Genomic DNA, 17673 nt, shown 5'->3' with positions numbered 1-17673 from the left:
TGGATGAAAACTAGGGGGTGAGGCGCACAATGGTGGCCCCGTAGGCGTCGACCGGGCCCAGCGTGTAGCCGTCGGCCAGCGAGACATACTTGACGAAGCTTCCGATGATTCCACGGCAATTTCCGGTGCAGGCAAGAGCGTTGGAGACATCGGAATTCGTGTTATGGAAGCTGTCCGGAAGACTGTTGTTGCCGCTGAACTTCCACCCCGTCACTTTGAATGCGGCGAAGGACACCAGATGGTAAACGGCCCCGCTTCCGGTACCTGTGACGGCGTCGAACACCGGAAGCAGGACCACGACGTCGCGCCCAGCGGTGATGGTGTCGGCCCACTTTTGAAGAGTGGCTGAACAGTTACCCGGTGCACTGTTACCCGGAGCGCTGCCGCTTTCGCTGACCGCAAGGTTAACCGTGCCTCCGCACGCTCCCGCATCCTGGGTGATCCAACCGTAGCCTCCTGCTACAAACGCGCCCGAGGGGCCGTACAAGCAGCCGGGGTTTGCGTTGGAACCGTGATCCTGAAGGAGCTGGAGGGCTCCGCCAAGGAACCCCTTCACCTGGCAGACGGAATAGGCGATGGGAAAAGGGGTCCGTCCAGCGAGGGCGCTACCCCACTGGACACTCGAGGTGGTCACAACATCGGTTGTGGCAAAGCCAAGGACGCGGGCGAAGAAGAGCGAGACGGCGTTCGGCGCGCCACCCGACTGCTGGGCTCCGGCGGTCACACTTACTTTACGGTTGAGCAGGTCCAGGCTGATCGATTTGATATTGCCCAGGCCGTTGTTGGCGTTTTTGTTTGCCAGGTCAATAGCTACCGGCGACGTGATCGAGCAATTCAGATCACTCGTGTTCGCGGCGCATTTCTGCGCGATCGCGAGGGCGGCGGCGTCGGATCCGTTCTGTACTTGAGCCCTCTTCGAGTACAGCATTCCTGCATCCACGGCGAGGGCGGCAAACCCGAGCAGCACCACCAGCGAGAGAGCGACAAGGACCGCGACCGCACCGCGCTCGCCGTCGTCCCCGCTCCTCAGCCGCTGCATACCATGACTCCTACTCCTTGCATGGGGAAAGGCCCCGCGATTCCCGTGAGAGTGCTGAGGGTGTACTTGATGGTCACGGACATCTGGGCACCGGACGTGCAGCTGGCCGGGCTGAAGGTGAAGTTCGTGTCTGCCAACCCCGGGTTCAACGACACGGCGGCGTTCTTCGCCGCTGTCTTGGCAGCCGTTTGGTCGTTAGAGATTGCCATGACGCGAACTCCTTCGCGTGCTGCGTTCGAGAGCGACACCTGCACGTTGTAGACCCTGCCGAATTCCATGATGCCCAGGAGCAACATGATGAGGACCGGTGCCAGGATGGCGAACTCGACCGCCACTGCGCCCCGCTCTGATGCCCTCGGCATGATGTTGCCCTCCCAGAGAACAGATAGTTCGAATCAAGCAGAGTGGCGGCCGCCTGAATGCCGCCGCCACTCGGGAATTGCTTGGTGTGCCCCGACTTGCCGGCCGGGGCACTTTATGGTGCGGCTCCTAGGCGCAGCTGCCGGTACCCCCTGAAGTGGTGGCAGGCGTCCAGGCCTTGCCGCTGACGGAACACTGGACCTGGGAAAACGTCTCCCTGACGGTGCTGCCCAGCAGCGTCACGGCCGCGATGATCACCACTGCGATAAGGGCGACCATGATGCCGTATTCGACGGCGGTCGCTCCGGTTTCGTCACGCCCCGCGTGAGAAACGGACTTTAGGAAAGCGGAAAGCATTGAAGCTCCTTGCTGTCTGGTGCGAACGAGGCGGACCTTCTAGGAGCACACGTTCGTGGTCGAGTTCCAAGTCTTACCGGCCACTGAGCACTGGACCTGGGAGAACGTGTTCTTGACCGTCCCACCCAGCAGGGTGACAGCGGCGATGATAACCACTGCGATGAGGGCGACCATGATGCCGTATTCGACGGCGGTGGCGCCCTTTTCGTCACGACGGATACGGGATGCGGCATTGGAGAAGAAAGCAAACATGTGAAACTCCTGAGCGAGTTGGGGGATGTGGGCTGGTCCAGCACCAGCTCACAAGCAACTTAGCAACGCCCGACACCCCATGGAGCAGTCCTTGGGACTTCCTGTGGCAAGACTTGCGATCCTGCGCATTTCTTGGGCTAAACCTAGGGAAACCCTGCGATCCTGGGCTTCCCCGCCGAGCGCGATCAGACGTGGGAAAACAGCGCAACGGGACCCCCGCCGTCGGGCCCGAACTGACTGTCCGCGGCATCCCCCTTCGACGCTCGCTCACATATATGGCCCTTTGGCGGAACGCCCGCTCACAAGATGTGAGCGAGCGTCCGCCGAAAAACGCCCCAAAGGTGAGCGAGCGTCCGGTCGGGAACGGCTGCAAAGGCGGGACGACAGCGCAACCGGACTCCCGCCGTCGGGCCCGAACTGACCGTCGCCGGCAGACCCGCGACGCTCGCTCACATATATGGCCCTTTCGCGGAACGCTCGCTCACATATGTGCCACTCTGACGGAACGCCCGCTCATATCATGTGAGCGAGCGTCCGCCGGAAACACCACATAAGTGAGCGGGCGTCCGAGGGGGTTAGGCGGGTGGGTGCTCGACCGTCACGGTGCCGGCGTCGCCGTCGACGGTGATTTGTTGGCCGCTCGTGAGCCGCTGGGTGGCGACTCCGGTGCCGAGCACAGCGGGGATGCCGTACTCCCGCGCCACGATGGAGCTGTGGCTCAACGGGCCGCCGACGTCGGTGACCACGGCAGAGGCCATGGCGAACAACGAGGTCCACGCGGGAGTCGTGATGCGGGCAACCAGGACCTCACCGGGCGACATCTGACCGAAGTCCTGCGGGCCGCCCAGGACGCGCGCAGGGGCACTGACCCGGCCTGCACTCGCGCCGACGCCTTTGATGACGTCGCCCTGTTGCTCCTGGGAGCGTGCCGGCATCATCGATTCGAAAGCGCGCTTCATCCAACGGGTCTCCGGCAGCAGTTGCGGGGCCGACGCCTTGGCCTGGCCCCGCCAAAGCATCTTGCGCTCCTCGACGACGTCGGCACGGACGGGGCGCGCCGCCCCCGTAATTGCCACCGCCACCGGTGCGAGGGGCTCGGTCGTGACCGGCGGTTTCGGCGCGGCGAGGCCGAACTCGACGGCGCTTTGCAGCTCCTGCTGGCGCAGCCAGAACACGTCGGCGGGAGCGGCGATGACGCCGGAGTAGACCAGCCGTTGCCCGAGTTCGAGCAGCATCCGCCGGATCAGCGGCCAGGCGAGCCCGACGTCGGCCAGGGCATCTTCGCGGATCGGTGCAGACTTCTGCGCCCACCGGAGCAGACGAATGAAAGGCGCCCTACGACTCCGCCCGAGCCGGGTCCGCCCAAGCCGGGCAAGCATCCGCTCGGTTTGGTCCTCCCGCCGGGCGGCCGAGAGCCGCTGACGCTCATGCGGGTCGTTGCCTTGTCCCCGCAGGTAAAACTTCACGGTGTCGAGCAGCGCCGAAGGATCGTCTGCCGGCACCGGGCTGAGGAAGTCCAGGTTGTAGACCGCGTGGCCGAACCGATCGAGATGAGCCTGGAAGCGCGGATGCCACTGCTGCCAAAGGGCCGGGTCCATGCCGGCGGGCGGGAGCCAGCTGCGCTGCGACTCGGCCAGGGCCGCCGTCGGTTGATTGAGGATCGCCTGGGTCAGTCCCTCAACGTCACGGGCCCAGGTCGCGAGGTCGTACAACGATTTCTCCGCGCGGATGGGCTCACTGTCGAAGCCGAGGAGAAAAGTCTCGGCAGGGGGATCCCCCGCGCGCCGGATGAGTTTGTCGTAATACGCCCGGAAGGAGATTTCGCTCATGGCAGCGATCGGAATGACTGACTCCACAGCCGTGTAGTACACGGTTCCGGCGTCCAACAACGTCCGGACACCCGCAAGCAGTTCCTCTCCCGAAAGCTCCCCCACGGACTTGGACGACCAGTCCTCGAGCACCTGCTTGTAGCGGGGATGCGAGAAATTCCGCCAACCATCCATGCCCATGTGCGCCTTGCCGCGAGCCAGGGCGACCATGGCCGCCGGCGACTTGCCCATCATTCGCCACATTGCCGAGCTGAGGAAGTAGTAGTAGGCGTACCCGTTGATGGTGGGCAGTCCAACGTCGCCATCCCTGACGACCTCACTCCCGACGGCTTCGTTCATCAGGGCCTTGAGCGAACGGGTGACCGAGCCGTCAATGAGGTCGGCAAACAGCGGCGAGAGAGGGTCCGGCAGTTGTTCCACGATGCTCGCCCGGAAATAGAGCCCCTTCGGATAGGGCAACGGCCAGGTGTCCGGAGTGTCAGCTACGGGTTCAGGCAGTGCCGTGATGGGCCGGGATTGCAGCATGAAGAAATTGCCGTCGGCCCGTGCCCATTCGATGTCCTGCGGAGTGCCGAAGTAGTCCGAAATCCGTGTTCCATGGCGGGCCAGCGCGGCGGCAGCTCCGTCGTCGAGGACGGCCTGCTTCCGAAGAGCCGTGGGGACCGGGCGCTCCGTCGTCCCTCCCTGGTCGTGGGCGCGGTCCGCTGCAGCGGCGTTGGCAGCGGCGCCCTGGTCGGCGGCGCCTTCCGCGTAGACGGTCATGACTTCCTTGTCGGCCGTCCGGCGCGAGAGCACGCGGCCGGTTCCGGCTTCGACAACAATGTCATCCGTGGTGACTGTTCCACTGACCACGGACTCCCCCAGGCCCCACGCGGCACTAATCGCGATCTGGTCGCGGCGGCCATTGGCGGGGTTGGCGGTGAACATGACCCCGGCCGCCTCGGCCTCGACCATCCGCTGGACCACGACCGCGAGGCGAACATCTCCCGGTGCGATGCCTTCACGCTCCCGGTAGGCCATAGCCCGCGCCGTCCACAAGGAAGACCAGCAATCAATGACTGCCGCATCCAAGGCTTCCGCCCCGCGGACGTTGAGGTAGGTTTCCTGTTGCCCGGCGAAGCTGGCCGAGGCGAGGTCTTCGGCCGTGGCGGACGAGCGCACCGCAACGGGCACGCCGTCGTCGCCGTCGCCTGGCGCGCCGGAGCCGCCGTCGGGCGCGGGCACGTCGTCGTCGCCGCCGGGCGGCCCGGAGTCGCCGTCGGGCGCGATTGCGCCATCGGCGGCGCGGAGGCCTTCGTAGGCGGCGGCGAGCTCGTATGCGATGGCCGCAGGCATGCTGCCGCCGGTGAAAAGGTTCCGGATTGCGGCCGAGGCGTCCTCGTAATCCTGCGGCGTCGCCTCCGACGGCAGGGCCGCCAGTTCCTGGATGCGCGCCTCAATCCCATTGGCATCCACGAAGGCCTCATACGCGGCGGTGGTCAGCACGAACCCCGGAGGGACCGGGAGCCCGGCGCGAACCAGCTTGCCCAGCCCGACGCCCTTGCCACCAGCCACGGCGACGTCGCCTGCTTGCACATCGGCGAAGTTGTAGATGTACGTCATGACCGTCGCTCCTTGTCGCGGAGGCGCCCTCATCGAGCCTGGCTCACAACATACTGCCACGCCGTCGAGCGAGAGGCGATGGCTGGGCCGACCGGCTTCCTACTGCTGGTCCAACGCGCGTTTTACCGCCGCCTGGTCGCAAGCCTGGAGAACGCGAATGAACTCGTCCATTGCTTCCGGGCCCTCATCGGTGTCTGCCGCGCGAACAAGGTGCGAGGCCAGGATTGCGACCTTGACGTTCGTCATGCTGCTGCAGCTCACGAGCAGTTTGAAGGCGGCGTCGGAGCTGAGGAGCAACCGCCCCATCAGGATGCCGCGTGCTTGGTTGATGACGCCCCGCGTAGCATTGGCGCCCGCGACGGCGTCGCGCGCCGCTTGCTCGGTTTCCCGCCGCAGCGTGGACGTCAGGTCGATCGTGGACCCCTCGAGCACGACGGTCCCCGATGGGCCCAGCTGCGCGTTCCCCGCCGTCAGCACGCGACGGACATGTCCCTGCGCGTCAATGATCCGGTGGTAGATACAGAAATGTCCGCCCTCGCGGAACACTTGAGCCAGGATCTCCATGGTCCGCGGCCTGTCCTCAGGGTGCTTGTGCGACATCAACAGCTCAAGCGTGGGCACTACTTCCCCTCGCTGGTAACCGTGGAGATTGAAGAGCCCGTCGGACCATTCAGCTTTCCCCGTGAGAGGGTCAAAGAGGAAGGTTCCGGCCAGAAAGCCGGGGGCGCCCAGTGCACTCGAGTACGTATGGGGGCTGTCCAACATCGCGCAAAGACTCATTTCCTAAGCGTGCTTATCAATTCAGGTCCAGAATACAGCGCGCGCGACGGCGGCCCGAACCGTCGGCGCTCCGGCCCACCCGCGCCCCGGGGCTAGTTTCCCAGCCGGACGTTTGTAGCGCCGGTACGGGAAACAAGCCCCGGTACGCGTTCACTTAAGCGCCGGTACGGGAAACAAACCCCGGTATGCGTTCAAATTAGCGGGTTTAGTCCTTCACCACCACCTTGCCGACCATTCCAAAGTAGTCGTGCAGTGCGCAGATGTAGTCGTACACGCCTGCCTTGTTGAACGTCACTGTGAATGTCACGCCCGGCGGCAAAATGCCCGAATTGAGCTGTCCGCCGGTGTAATTCGTCGGATCGCCCAGCGGCGGGAACGGGTTGGCTGGCTCGGCACCGAAGGTCACAGTGTGCGGCTCACCCATGCCGTTGTTCACGAAGCTGACTTTCTCACCCACGTGGATGACCACTTTGGGTTCGATGAACCGCATGACCATGGCGACGCCGTCGTCGGCTCCGGCAATCACCGTGTGGCTGTCCGCCTGGTCGCGGGCGTCGCTCCATAGCTTGTAACCGTCACGGACGATGGCCCGTTCAGCCCGCTCTACCCGGTTGTTGTACTGCTCCTGGCTGAACGGATAGTCCGTGCCCTTGGCCCGCACGTGGACCGTGCCCTTCTGTCCTGCGCCATGAACCAAGCAGTAGTACGTGAAATCGCCGGTATCCGGGAACGTCAAGGTGTAGGAACCCACTTCGGCGAACCCACTGTTCGAGACGTTCGACATCACACCGGAGTTGTAATAGGAGTGTCCGTCGTAGGACGTGCCGCCCTGCGCTGATATGTAGAGGGGGCTGAAAGGATCAAAAGGTTGGGTGGACTCGATGGTCTGCCCTGCGGCCAGGAAAGTGACCGTATGGATTTCGGCCGCGTTGGCCTCCCAGGTGACCTTGTCACCTGCATTGATGAAGATGTTCTTCGGCAGGAAGGACATTCCCTGGATGGCCTGGTCCGACGATTCGGAGCCGACCTGGACAGTCCACGTCCTTGCGGATTTGCCGCTGTCCGCCGACGCTGTGCCGCTCAGGGCCACCGGCAGCACCAGGGCAAGGAGCAAAATCATGAGCGCTCGAAGGCGCGGCAATAGAAGGGGTTTTGGATGAGCAGTCATAAGACTCATTCCTTAGGAAAATCTTTGCTGACCGGCTGTTACAGCCTGGAAATTTTGAGGCGCCGGAGACCATGGCGTCGTTTGACGGTGACTCGGTTTCCTTGAACTTCCCTATGAACTTCAGCTCGCAGCTACTGCCCATCCCCCGCATACGGTGCGGCGCCACGACGTTGGGGCCATGCAGGAACCTCCCTTGCTCGCAAGGATAACGTCCAGCTCCGTGGGCTAAGACCCGCATTACGGAACCGAAAGGACACGGCAAAGCCGGCCCGTATGAAGGCGAGAGATTTATCTCTCATCGTGCTCCTTGAACGTTATTTTGTCGAGACACCGTGATTGCAGACGGGCAGTTTTTGTGGCCGAAATGAGGCCTTGCCGGATGCGTTTTTAACCCACCTGAGTGATACGTTCCGGACATGAACGGACGACGGCGACTGTGGCTTGCGGCGGGGCTGGCGATCCTGCTGGCCCTTGTGGTGATCATTGCCGCGGTGATCGGCGGATCCAACAGGACCTCGTCCGGACCCTCGCCCTCAAGCGCCTCCTTACGCCCAACGGCCAGCAGCACGCCGTCGGCGACTCAAACCCATGCGCCCTCGGCGGCGGCGCCGGCCCCGCCGACAATCCCGGAGCTTCCGGCGGCGCCCATGAACGTCCTGGTGATCGGCAGCGACAGCCGCGCGAATGCCAGGGACCAGAACAACCAGACCGTCACAACGGGCCAATCATCGGACCAACGCTCGGATTGCCTGATGCTGATCCACGTTCCGGCGGACCGGCAAAAGGTCTACGGCATTTCGATCATGCGCGACAACTGGGTGAACATCCCGGGTTATGGCGCATCCAAAATCAACGCCAGCCTTGAAGTGGGAGGTATTCCCCTGGTGGTCCGGACCGTCGAGACGCTATTGGGTACGCATATAGACCACACCGTCATGCTGGATTTCCAGGGCTTCAAGGTCCTCACGGATGGCTTGGGCGGGATCGACGTCAATGTCACTCTGCCCTTCACCGCCAGCTTTGACACCCATCACGTCTTTATGGCCGGCGTCAATCACTTGGACGGGGAGGCAGCGTTGGAGTTCGTCCGCGAGCGCTACTCGTTCGTGGACGGGGACTACCAGCGCGTCCGCAACCAGCAAACGTTCCTTCGGGCCCTTCTGAGCAAGCTAAGGGGCGGAATCCAGACTCCCGCTGCCGTCCTCGGTCTGGTCAACTTCGCCACGAACTACCTCACGGTGGACCAGGGATACGACCCGGCCTCTGTCGCCATCCTGGCTTACGGACTCCGCACCGTGGATCCCCAGGCCTCCGTCTTCTTCACCCTGCCCACTGCGGGCACGGGTACTTCCCCGGACGGACAATCGATCGTGCTGCCGGACTACGCGGGAATTGGAGAAGTGGCCGCGGCACTGCGGGACGACACACTCCCGCAGTATGTCGCAGCTCACGGCTACTGAGCCGGCCACTCAACACTCGCAGAGATCTTGATTGAATATTTAACTAATCTTCGAGAAAAGCTTGCGGGATCCTTGCCGCTTCCTAAAATTCCTGCCGGAAAGTAGAGGTCATCGGGGGCAAGTCAGAGAAATCCCGGCCCAATGGGCCTCAAGGAAACGGAAATCATCATGGGTCTCAACCTGAAAACCACCACTGGCAAAGTCATTGCTTCCCTGGCCCTGGTCGGCACGGCTGCCGGCGTGGCAGGACTCGGAACCTACGGTGCCTTCACCTCCAGCACCTCCGCCAGCAACACCGTTGCCTCCGGCATTGTGAACATCGCCCTGGGCGCATCCGGCACCACGAACCGGCTTAGCGTCGCCGCTTCCGGCCTGGTCCCCGGCGACACCGTGCAGCGCGTAGCCACCCTGAGCAACGCCACAGGAAACCAGGCCCTGTCAGCGATCACCCTGACTACCTCGGCCTCCCCGACCTCCTTGCTGGACACCAGCACCACCATGGGCCTGCAGGTAGCCGTGGATGAGTGCTCCGTGGCATGGACCGAGGCCGGCACCGCCCCTGCGTACACCTACACCTGCGGCGGCACCACTACTTCGGTGCTGGCTTCCCGTCCGGTGATCGGCTCCAACGTGTCCCTGGCCAACCTGACCGCGGTCACGGCCGGACACACCGATAACCTTCGGGTCACCCTGACCCTGCCCTCCACGGCCGACAACACCCTCCAGAACCAGAGCAGCACAATCGCGTTCAACTTCACGGGTACCCAGCGCACCGCAACCAACCAGTAACCACGCCGAGTAACCACGCCCCAACCCCAAGCCAGCCCTCCGCCGTCGAGCCCCCCCTGAAAACGACGGCGGAGGGCCTCCCACAAGAATGGAGACCCAGCCATGACCGCATCACCGGTCCGCCAGCCGCGGGTCTCATCGAGGATTGCCCGGGCCATGGTCAGCGCCATCACGACCACCCTGATGGTGGCGGCGGTCGCTGCGTTCCTGTTCCTCGCCGTCGGGCCCCGCGTCCTGGGCTACCAGACCAGCACCATGCTCACCGGCTCGATGTCGCCGCTGATCAACCCCGGGGACGTGGTTGTCACGGTTCCCGTCGCGGTCCAGAACCTGAAGGTCGGGGACATCATCACGTACCACATTCCGGTGGAGGACCAGCGGGTGGAGACCCACCGGATCATCGACCTGGCAGTGAACAGCCAAGGCACAGCCACTGTCCGCACAAAGGGCGACGCGAACAACGGCGCCGACCCCTGGACAGCAACGTTGGCTGGTGGCCAGGTTGACCGCCAGGTGTTCACCGTTCCGTACCTGGGCAATGTGATCCGCGCTCTCCGTGATCCCGTTGTCCTGAAGGTCCTGATGTATGGCGCTCCGGCCGCCCTGGTTGTCATGGTGCTCGTCTCGATCTGGCGGAAAAAGCCCGAAAACGACGGCGCCGTAGACGCCGGAGCCACTGGGGATGCCGGCGCTGGGCGGGCCCTGCCGGCCTTTGATCGCCGCCCCCTCAAGCGCCTTGCCAGGGAGATGAAGAGCAAAGAGGCCGCTGAGAAGTTCGCGGCCGCCTACGCCAAGTTGCTGCCGCAGCGGGTCGACAAGATCAGCCACGCCCTCAGCACCGGGAACAATGACCTGGCCATGGACGCGGTGCTTAGCCTGAAAACCAGTTCCTCGATGGTGGGCGCGCTCCGGATGGAACAGCACTGCGTCAGCCTCGAACACGCCCTGGTCATGACCGATCACACCGCGGCGATCCAAGCGGGGGAACTCGTACGCCAGCACCAACCCCAGCTGGAAAAAGCCCTGGGCGGCCACACCGCACGCCGCGCCGCATGAAACTATCTTCACAGAACCGAACCGGGTGCCCTGCCCCTTCCGCACGAAAGCGGTAAGAATGGAATGGACCCCCGGGCCTGACAGAAAGCCGCTGACCTTGCGTAGAAGCCGGAGCACCGCCGACGTCGCGAAGACGCCTGCGTTGGGCCGGGTCGCCGCGGTCCTGGCGGCGGCTGCGGTATTGATCTTCGCTCCCGGTATCGCCCAGGCAGCGTTTACTGGAATGGACTCCGCTTCAACCAGCGTAGGGACGATGTCGCTCCCCGCCCCGACCGGAGCAAGTGTGACGGCAACCTGCGTGTCACGCAGCCTTAGCATCGTTGTGACTAGCTACGGAACGGTGCCCCGCGCCACCTCCTACGATTTCACGGTGACGAACCCCGGCGGCGGCAACGTGCAAACGTCCAATGGAACATACACCAAAGCCGTTGCAGCAAAGGGGACGTGGACCTACCAGATCCACGGGCTGTACCAGGCGTCGCCCACCAATGTGTGGACGGGTCAGCCCTTCCAAGGAACAGTGGTGTGCTGACCGAACGGCCGCTCTCAGCGAAATCAGTGGTGGCGCGTCGGTGGCCCTCTATAGAGTTGCCCCATGAGCCAGCCTGTCACCCCTCCCGTTCCCCCCGTCGCCAAGAAGGTGCCCACCACCCGCGAGCACCACGGCGATGTTTTCGTGGACAACTACGAATGGCTGCGGGACAAGGAATCCTCCGAGGTCATTGAGCACTTGAAGGCCGAAAATGCCTATCAGGAAGCCGTCACCGCACACCAGAAACCGCTGCGCGAGGCCATCTTCCAGGAAATCAAGGGACGTACCCAGGAGACCGACCTCTCGGTTCCCAGCCGCAAGGACGACTGGTGGTACTACACCCGCTCCGTCGAGGGAAAGGAGTACGGCATTCATTGCCGTCTCCGGGCCGCGAACACCGGCGATGCGGTAGCCGACTGGACGCCACCGGCGGTGGAACCCGGCGTCGAACTCGAGGGCGAAGAAGTCCTGCTGGACGGCAACGTAGAGGCGGAAGGCAAGCCGTTCTTCTCCGTTGGCGGCACGGCCGTGACGTTGGATGGCAACCTCTATGCCTACGCCGTGGACAACTCCGGCGAGGAACGCTTCACGCTCCGCATCAAGGACCTGCGGACGGGCGAACTGCTGCCCGACGTCATCGAGAACATCTTCTACGGAGTAGCCTTCTCCCCCGACGGAACCCGGATCTTCTACACCGTGGTTGACGATTCCTGGCGCCCGTACCAGGTGAAGTCACACGTCCTGGGCACGCCCGTCAGCGAGGACGAGGTGATCTACCAGGAGGACGACGTCGCCATGTGGCTCGGCTTCGAGCTCTCCTCCGACCGGCGGTACCTCGTGCTGAGCATCGGCTGCTCGGAATTCAGCGAGACGCGCCTGCTGCGCTTTGACGACTTCGACGCCGGCCTGTCCACCGTGATTTCCCGCGACGAACACATCCTCTACGAGGCCGAGCCGTTCCTCCTCGATGGTGTTGAGACCATCCTCCTGACACACAACAAGGACGCCATCAACTCCATGGTGTCCATCGCGGACATGGCCGAGTTCGCCAAGCCGCTGTCCGAGCAGCACTGGCGCACCGTCGTCGAGCATTCCGACGCCGTTCGCGTCAACGGGGCCGGCGTCACCTCGACGCACCTGGTGGTGGCCGTACGGCAGGACACGATCGAACGCGTGCAGGTGCTGCCCCTCGCCGGCCTGGGAACCCCTGCACAGGGCGCCGCCGTTGAGCCTGCCTTCGACGAGGAGCTGTACACGGCAGGGGTGGCGGGTTCGGACTATGAAGCCCCGGTGATCCGTATTGGATACACGTCGTTCTTCACGCCGTCGAGGGTGTACGACTTCGTACTGCCCACCCCCGCTCTGCCGCAAGGCGAACTGCTGCTGCGCAAGGAAAGCCCGGTGCTGGGCGGCTACACCGCATCCGACTACGTGGCTACCCGGGAATGGGCGACGGCGGCGGACGGCACGCGCGTACCGCTTTCCGTGCTCCGTCACGCCTCCGTTAGGCAGGACTCGAGCGCTGCCGGCCTGGTCTACGGCTATGGCTCGTACGAGGTCAGCATGGATCCCGGCTTCGGGGTGGCCCGGCTGTCCCTCCTCGACCGCGGAATCGTCATGGTGATCGCCCACATCCGCGGCGGCGGCGAGCTCGGCCGGCGCTGGTACGACGACGGCAAGAAGCTCAACAAGAAAAACACTTTCACGGACTTCATCGCAGCGACGGACTGGCTCGCGTCCTCCGGTTGGGTGGCGCCGGGGCGGATCGCCGCCATGGGTGGCTCCGCAGGCGGCCTGCTCATGGGCGCCGTGGCCAACCTTGCACCGGAAAAGTACGCGGCAATCGTGGCCGCCGTGCCATTCGTGGATGCGCTCAACACCATCCTGGACCCGGAACTGCCGCTCTCCGCGCTCGAGTGGGAGGAATGGGGCAACCCCATCACCGATCCCGAGGTGTACAAGTACATGAAGTCGTACACTCCGTACGAGAACATCCGCGCCGTTTCGTACCCGCGGATCGCCGCAGTGACCTCGTTCAACGACACCCGCGTGTTCTACGTGGAACCAGCGAAGTGGGTCCAGGTGCTACGCTCCGAGACCACCGGTACGGCGCCCATCGTGATGAAGATCGAGATGGACGGTGGACACGGCGGGGCCTCAGGACGATACGTGCAGTGGCGCGAGCGCGCTTGGGACTATGCCTTCGTCGCGGACTCGCTCGGCGCCGTCGAACTACTGCCGGGGGCAGGGCTCAAGTAGCGTTCTCGATAGTAAGCTCTCCCGTGGGGGCCGAACCGAAACAGTAGGAGCGTCGTGGAGAGTTCTGTGACCAACGCGTCGTCGCCAAACCGTGCCTTGGTGGCCGACCCCGACCCGGTGCGTCACGCAGAGACGGTTGCGGCGCTCGCCGCGGCAGGTTTCCTGGTTCGCTCAGCGCACGACGCCGGTTCGCTCGCGGCTGCGCTGGAAAGCGAACCGAGCGACGTGCTGGTGGTAGACAACGATCTCCGCGAGTTCCTTCCCCGGAACGGCGTTCCGGTTTTGCTCCTGCTGGATCCCGAGAACGAGCTGGATGTCGCAGCCCTGGAAGGGTGGACGATTGCTGATTTCACCTACCGGGGCCAGCCTCCCGCATTTCGGGTGCACCGGGCCCTGGTATTGATAGCCCGTGCCGCCGAACGGACGCGCCGCCGTTCGGAGGCCGAATCGCTGAGGGAGAGCCTGCGAAAAGTGTCCGCGGCGATCCGGTCCACCATTGATCCAGGGCTGATTGCCCGGCATCTGGTGGACGGAATCGGCGAGGCCCTGGGCGCAGAACACGTCTGGTTCACCACGTTCCCGGACACCCGGGTGCCGCAGGTGAGCGCCGAATGGAACGCTCCGGGCCTGGTACCGGGAGTCCTGCCGGACGAACTCACCGACGGCACTGCCACGTTCGAATTGGCGGAGCGATTGTGGGCGGAAGCCGAGGTGCAGCCGCTGCCGAAACGGGCTCCCGCGGGTGGTGCGGCCGCCGCGGGGAGCGCCGCTGGTGCGGGGGCGCTGGGTGGTGCGGGCGCGCCGTCGGCGTCTGTTGTGGTGCCGGTAGGCGAGGGCGATCTCGTTCTCGGGGTCATCTGGATTGCCCGCCCGGACACGGCGCAGGAATGGACCCGGGCAGAAATAGGCCTGATTCAGCACGTCTCGGGGAACTTGGCGTATGGCCTGATGCAGAGCCACCTGATCGGCGCACAACAGCAGGTCATGTACAAGCTCCAGGAACTCGACCAGGCGAAAACCGACTTCCTCACTACGGTGAACCACGAACTTCGAACCCCTTTGACGTCCATCACGGCCTATCTGGACATGATCCGCTCCGGCGCCGGAGGACCTCTTCCCGCAGGCGTCGAGCGGATGGTCGACGTCATTTCGCGAAATGCCGAGCGGCTCCGACGGCTGATCGAAGACATGCTCACCGTCTCGCACCAGGACACCTCCGGCGACCTCCAATTGAGCCGGGTGAATGTGGGCACCCTGCTCAGGCTTGTTGTCTCGACGTTGCAGCCGCTCGCCGACTCCCGTTCACTGTCCTTGACCGTGATGCACGCGCCGGGAACCATGACTGTCCAAGCCGACGAAGCCAAACTGGAACAAGTCTTCGCCAACATCATCAGCAACGCGATCAAGTTCACGCCCACCGGCGGACACGTCGCCGTGAGCAGCGGGATCACCTCGGACCCCGGGACGGTTCCCAGCGTGGTGGTCCGCGTGGAGGACACCGGCGTCGGGATTCCCGAAACGGAAATCGACCAGGTATTCACACGGTTCTTCCGCGCCTCCAACGCCTCCACCGCGGCCATCCCCGGAAGCGGGCTCGGCCTGGCGATAGCCCACGACATTGTGGAACGTCATTCCGGCCGGCTCGACGTCGAGTCCGCCTTGGGCGTGGGAACCACGGTTTCAGTTCAGCTCCCGCTGGCATCGGAGAGCTGAGCGGGACTTGCACTGACCCGGGGGCCTGTAGCGTCCTCACCATCATTGAATTGGGAAAGCGCTTACGACACGGCGAGTCGCGTCATTCCGGGCCTCAGCAGCGGCAAACATGGGGAGGACGGTACCGAGAGCCATGGAGTGCCGCGGCACTCAACCGCGCTGCCGCCGTCGTGACCTTCTTTGAATTGGGAAAGCGCTTACGACACGGCAAGTCGCGTCATTCCGGACCCCGGCAGCGGCAAACAGGGTCAGGAAGGTCAGGTCGCGGCGGCGGACAGCCCAACTGCCCAGGATCCCGACGGCGGCCCTTGCCTCTGGCGGCGGCCGTTGCGTCCGGAGCTTGTAGCGGCCTCCCCGTCTTTGAATTGGGGAAGCGCTTGCGACACGGCGAGTCGCGTCATTGCGGGCCTCAGCGGCGGCAAACATGGGGAGGACGGTACCAAGAGCCATGGAGTGCCGCGGCACAAAAAACACCGCCCCTTGGCGGTAGCCCGGGGGCGGTGTTAGGAATTGCTGTCGTCCACCCAAGTAGGCAGCAGCTGATGCCGTTATGAGGCGTCTAAACGACATCTAATGCGTGGGCCCACGCCGCGAGGGTGGCGGTGGGGACTAGTTGGGCCACCAACCGATCTGCGCGTAGTGGACCGGGTCGCTCACAACAGGGACGGTCGTGACCGTCGTTACTGTGGTGCTCGTGGTGTCGTGCTTCGGGGCGGCGTTGGCAGGAGTGACAAATCCGCCAATAGCGAGCAGCCCCGTCATGAGAAGTGTTGCGGCGAATTTTTTCATGCAGTGCTCCTTTGAGCCGTGAAAATCCGAAGTTGACTTTCCCAGCGTAAAGAGCCTTGTTAAAGGTTCCCTTAAGAACGCCTCAGTTTTCGGATGTCTTTGCAGCCAGGCGGTAACCGACGCCGCGCACAGTTTCCACCCAGCGCGGCGACTGGGCCGAATCGCCGAGCTTCCGCCGCAGATTGGCGATGTGTACCTGGATCGCGCGCTCTTCGGATTCGCTGACATAGCCCCCGGTTTCGTACTCCTTGGCATGGAGCCAGCGGGCAAGCCCCGTGGTGCTTCGGACTACGCGCCCGGCCTCCATGAGGGCCTGAAGAAGGTCGAACTCGGTGCGGGTCAATTGGACCTCTTCCGTGCCCACCCTGGTTGTCCGCGTGGCCACGTCGAGGTAAAGGCCGTTGTGTTCCAGCCCTGATGGCTCAGCCGCCGGCTGCACGGGCGTGGGTGCGGTTGGTGCGTTCGGCGCCGAGGCAGGCGGCAGCTCCGCCGTCGTGGTCCCTCCGGAACCGCTCAAAAGCTTGCTGCCGCGGGGCCGGCGAAGGAGCGTCTCAACCCGGGCCAAGAGCTCGCGGGGGCGGAAGGGCTTGGTGACAAAGTCGTCAGCGCCTACGGCCAGCCCTTGCAGTGTGTCCACTTCACGCGCGCGGGCTGTGAGCATGATGATGTAGGCGTCACTGAACTCGCGGACGCGGCGGGTGACCTCGATCCCGTCCATGTCGGGCAGGCCAAGGTCCAAGGTGATCACGTCCGGGTTGTGAAGGCGGACCGCATCCACGCCATCGACGCCGTTCCCGGCCGCGTAAACCTCCAGGCCCGACGCCTCGAGGACGGCATGGACCACCTCACGGATGTCATCGTCATCCTCGATTACTACAGCCACGCCCGATGCGCCCACGTCAGGATCCCCATCTCTTTTGCTCAGCCCACCTTAACACCAGCGGTACCCGCTATTCTCGCGCATGTCAGCGTAAGACCCGCTTTACTCGTGCTGGCGGGTCCACGAGGGTCGCCGCAAGCAGTCATTTGATCTGGAGCTCACGCCTCACGAACGCGATAAGAAGGCTCCGCGACGTTTCCACCGGAAGTGATGAACCCCGCGCATAGCACTGGACTGCGAGGCCATCCACCATGGCGGCCGTTTCAATCGCGAAGCTTCGAGGGTCGTCGCAGACGAAGGATCCCTCGCTGACGCCACGCTCGGTAATCTCACGCAGGGCGCTGCGCCAGCCGTCGTAGTGTTCGCTCATCCAGCGTCCGTAAGCTTCGTCCCTGGCCGCAGCGGACCAGAAGTCGAACCAGATCAGCCAGTGCCGGCGGGAGTTCGCGTCGGTGCCGAACATTCCCTCCAGGAAATACAGCAGTTCCCGCGTGGGATCGCCGGACCCTCTGGCGCTCTCTTGGAGCGGAACGTAGAAGTCCGCGGTTTCTGCCTTGACTACTTCCATCAGGACTTCGTCGAGACTCTTGAAATGGTAGGTGATGGTCCCGGGTGACACCCCGCAGGCTTTTGAAATGTCGCGGATAAGGACATTGAACAACCCCTTGTCCGCGATCAGGTCCCGTGCGGCGTCAACCACCAGCTGGCGCCGAACTTCAGTAGGGTGCCGCTGCCGTTCGCCGACAGTCTTGGCACGGGGCCTCTCATCGTGGTCCTTGGCGGTAGTTGTCATGTCGCTCGTCCTCGT

16 protein-coding genes are annotated in these 17673 nt (G+C 64.0%); 6 read left to right on the top strand and 10 right to left on the bottom strand.

Annotated elements, in window-relative coordinates; genetic code table 11:
- Nucleotides 1–10 precede the first annotated feature (10 nt).
- The 7 genes from AB0O52_RS21335 to AB0O52_RS21305 all read right to left on the bottom strand — a co-directional run bounded on the left by AB0O52_RS21335 (nt 11) and on the right by AB0O52_RS21305 (nt 7387).
- Nucleotides 11–1039: a Tad domain-containing protein gene (locus AB0O52_RS21335; protein ID WP_364542045.1), complete on the bottom strand. Its 1029-nt coding sequence runs from the start codon at nt 1037–1039 to the stop codon at nt 11–13.
- Nucleotides 1027–1401, bottom strand: coding sequence for a TadE family protein (locus tag AB0O52_RS21330; RefSeq protein WP_364542042.1), 375 nt, complete (start codon nt 1399–1401; stop codon nt 1027–1029). The genes AB0O52_RS21335 and AB0O52_RS21330 overlap by 13 nt, the downstream gene beginning before the upstream one ends.
- Nucleotides 1402–1528: 127 nt before the next feature.
- Nucleotides 1529–1756: a Flp family type IVb pilin gene (locus AB0O52_RS21325; RefSeq protein ID WP_364542040.1), complete on the bottom strand. Its 228-nt coding sequence runs from the start codon at nt 1754–1756 to the stop codon at nt 1529–1531.
- Between the two features lie 39 nt (nt 1757–1795).
- Nucleotides 1796–2008, bottom strand: a complete 213-nt coding sequence (locus AB0O52_RS21320; RefSeq protein WP_364542037.1) for a Flp family type IVb pilin — start codon at nt 2006–2008, stop codon at nt 1796–1798.
- Between the two features lie 575 nt (nt 2009–2583).
- Nucleotides 2584–5439 (bottom strand): PEP/pyruvate-binding domain-containing protein, encoded by a 2856-nt coding sequence (locus AB0O52_RS21315; protein WP_364542035.1) that lies wholly within the window; start codon nt 5437–5439, stop codon nt 2584–2586.
- A gap of 99 nt (nt 5440–5538) precedes the next feature.
- Nucleotides 5539–6219 (bottom strand): PAS and ANTAR domain-containing protein, encoded by a 681-nt coding sequence (locus AB0O52_RS21310; protein ID WP_364542032.1) that lies wholly within the window; start codon nt 6217–6219, stop codon nt 5539–5541.
- A 205-nt stretch (nt 6220–6424) separates the two neighbouring features.
- Complete coding sequence (locus AB0O52_RS21305; RefSeq protein ID WP_364542029.1) at nt 6425–7387, bottom strand: plastocyanin/azurin family copper-binding protein; 963 nt, start codon at nt 7385–7387, stop codon at nt 6425–6427.
- A 416-nt stretch (nt 7388–7803) separates the two neighbouring features.
- On the opposite strand from AB0O52_RS21305, the gene AB0O52_RS21300 reads away from it, so the two are divergent.
- From AB0O52_RS21300 to AB0O52_RS21275, 6 genes are all read left to right on the top strand, one after another.
- Nucleotides 7804–8847: an LCP family protein gene (locus AB0O52_RS21300; RefSeq protein ID WP_364542027.1), complete on the top strand. Its 1044-nt coding sequence runs from the start codon at nt 7804–7806 to the stop codon at nt 8845–8847.
- A 141-nt stretch (nt 8848–8988) separates the two neighbouring features.
- Entirely contained in the window at nt 8989–9636 is a 648-nt protein-coding gene (locus AB0O52_RS21295; RefSeq protein WP_364542024.1) for a TasA family protein, read from the top strand.
- Between the two features lie 102 nt (nt 9637–9738).
- A complete protein-coding gene (locus tag AB0O52_RS21290) occupies nt 9739–10692 on the top strand; it encodes a signal peptidase I (RefSeq protein ID WP_364542021.1) in 954 nt (317 codons plus the stop codon).
- A 58-nt stretch (nt 10693–10750) separates the two neighbouring features.
- On the top strand, nt 10751–11224 hold the full coding sequence (locus tag AB0O52_RS21285) for a hypothetical protein (protein WP_364542019.1): 474 nt from the start codon (nt 10751–10753) through the stop codon (nt 11222–11224).
- Nucleotides 11225–11287: 63 nt separating this feature from the next.
- Nucleotides 11288–13483, top strand: a complete 2196-nt coding sequence (locus tag AB0O52_RS21280) for a S9 family peptidase (protein WP_364542016.1) — start codon at nt 11288–11290, stop codon at nt 13481–13483.
- Nucleotides 13484–13537: 54 nt separating this feature from the next.
- Complete coding sequence (locus AB0O52_RS21275; protein WP_364542013.1) at nt 13538–15196, top strand: GAF domain-containing sensor histidine kinase; 1659 nt, start codon at nt 13538–13540, stop codon at nt 15194–15196.
- Between the two features lie 609 nt (nt 15197–15805).
- Here the strand turns inward: AB0O52_RS21275 and AB0O52_RS21270 are convergent.
- From AB0O52_RS21270 to AB0O52_RS21260, 3 genes are all read right to left on the bottom strand, one after another.
- Nucleotides 15806–15985, bottom strand: a complete 180-nt coding sequence (locus AB0O52_RS21270) for a hypothetical protein (protein WP_284755984.1) — start codon at nt 15983–15985, stop codon at nt 15806–15808.
- 82 nt (nt 15986–16067) lie between these two features.
- On the bottom strand, nt 16068–16868 hold the full coding sequence (locus AB0O52_RS21265; protein ID WP_364542011.1) for a response regulator transcription factor: 801 nt from the start codon (nt 16866–16868) through the stop codon (nt 16068–16070).
- 139 nt (nt 16869–17007) lie between these two features.
- Nucleotides 17008–17658: a TetR/AcrR family transcriptional regulator gene (locus AB0O52_RS21260; protein ID WP_364542008.1), complete on the bottom strand. Its 651-nt coding sequence runs from the start codon at nt 17656–17658 to the stop codon at nt 17008–17010.
- Between the last annotated feature and the right edge of the window lie 15 nt (nt 17659–17673).

Source organism: Arthrobacter sp. NPDC080073, from assembly GCF_040686575.1.
GTDB lineage: Bacteria > Actinomycetota > Actinomycetes > Actinomycetales > Micrococcaceae > Arthrobacter.
Note: the sequence above shows the minus strand (reverse complement) of the source record. Positions and strands in the feature narration are given on the sequence as shown.

Bases quoted from the DNA above. Each gene is read 5' to 3' on its own strand.
- AB0O52_RS21310 (WP_364542032.1), bottom strand. From the start codon at position 6,219: ATGAGTCTTTGCGCGATGTTGGACAGCCCCCATACGTACTCGAGTGCA.
- AB0O52_RS21270 (WP_284755984.1), bottom strand. From the start codon at position 15,985: ATGAAAAAATTCGCCGCAACACTTCTCATGACGGGGCTGCTCGCTATT.
- AB0O52_RS21300 (WP_364542027.1), top strand. From the start codon at position 7,804: ATGAACGGACGACGGCGACTGTGGCTTGCGGCGGGGCTGGCGATCCTG.
- AB0O52_RS21320 (WP_364542037.1), bottom strand. From the start codon at position 2,008: ATGTTTGCTTTCTTCTCCAATGCCGCATCCCGTATCCGTCGTGACGAA.
- AB0O52_RS21280 (WP_364542016.1), top strand. From the start codon at position 11,288: ATGAGCCAGCCTGTCACCCCTCCCGTTCCCCCCGTCGCCAAGAAGGTG.
- AB0O52_RS21330 (WP_364542042.1), bottom strand. From the start codon at position 1,401: ATGCCGAGGGCATCAGAGCGGGGCGCAGTGGCGGTCGAGTTCGCCATC.
- AB0O52_RS21305 (WP_364542029.1), bottom strand. From the start codon at position 7,387: ATGACTGCTCATCCAAAACCCCTTCTATTGCCGCGCCTTCGAGCGCTC.
- AB0O52_RS21285 (WP_364542019.1), top strand. From the start codon at position 10,751: ATGGAATGGACCCCCGGGCCTGACAGAAAGCCGCTGACCTTGCGTAGA.
- AB0O52_RS21260 (WP_364542008.1), bottom strand. From the start codon at position 17,658: ATGACAACTACCGCCAAGGACCACGATGAGAGGCCCCGTGCCAAGACT.
- AB0O52_RS21315 (WP_364542035.1), bottom strand. From the start codon at position 5,439: ATGACGTACATCTACAACTTCGCCGATGTGCAAGCAGGCGACGTCGCC.
- AB0O52_RS21290 (WP_364542021.1), top strand. From the start codon at position 9,739: ATGACCGCATCACCGGTCCGCCAGCCGCGGGTCTCATCGAGGATTGCC.
- AB0O52_RS21325 (WP_364542040.1), bottom strand. From the start codon at position 1,756: ATGCTTTCCGCTTTCCTAAAGTCCGTTTCTCACGCGGGGCGTGACGAA.
- AB0O52_RS21295 (WP_364542024.1), top strand. From the start codon at position 8,989: ATGGGCCTCAAGGAAACGGAAATCATCATGGGTCTCAACCTGAAAACC.
- AB0O52_RS21335 (WP_364542045.1), bottom strand. From the start codon at position 1,039: ATGCAGCGGCTGAGGAGCGGGGACGACGGCGAGCGCGGTGCGGTCGCG.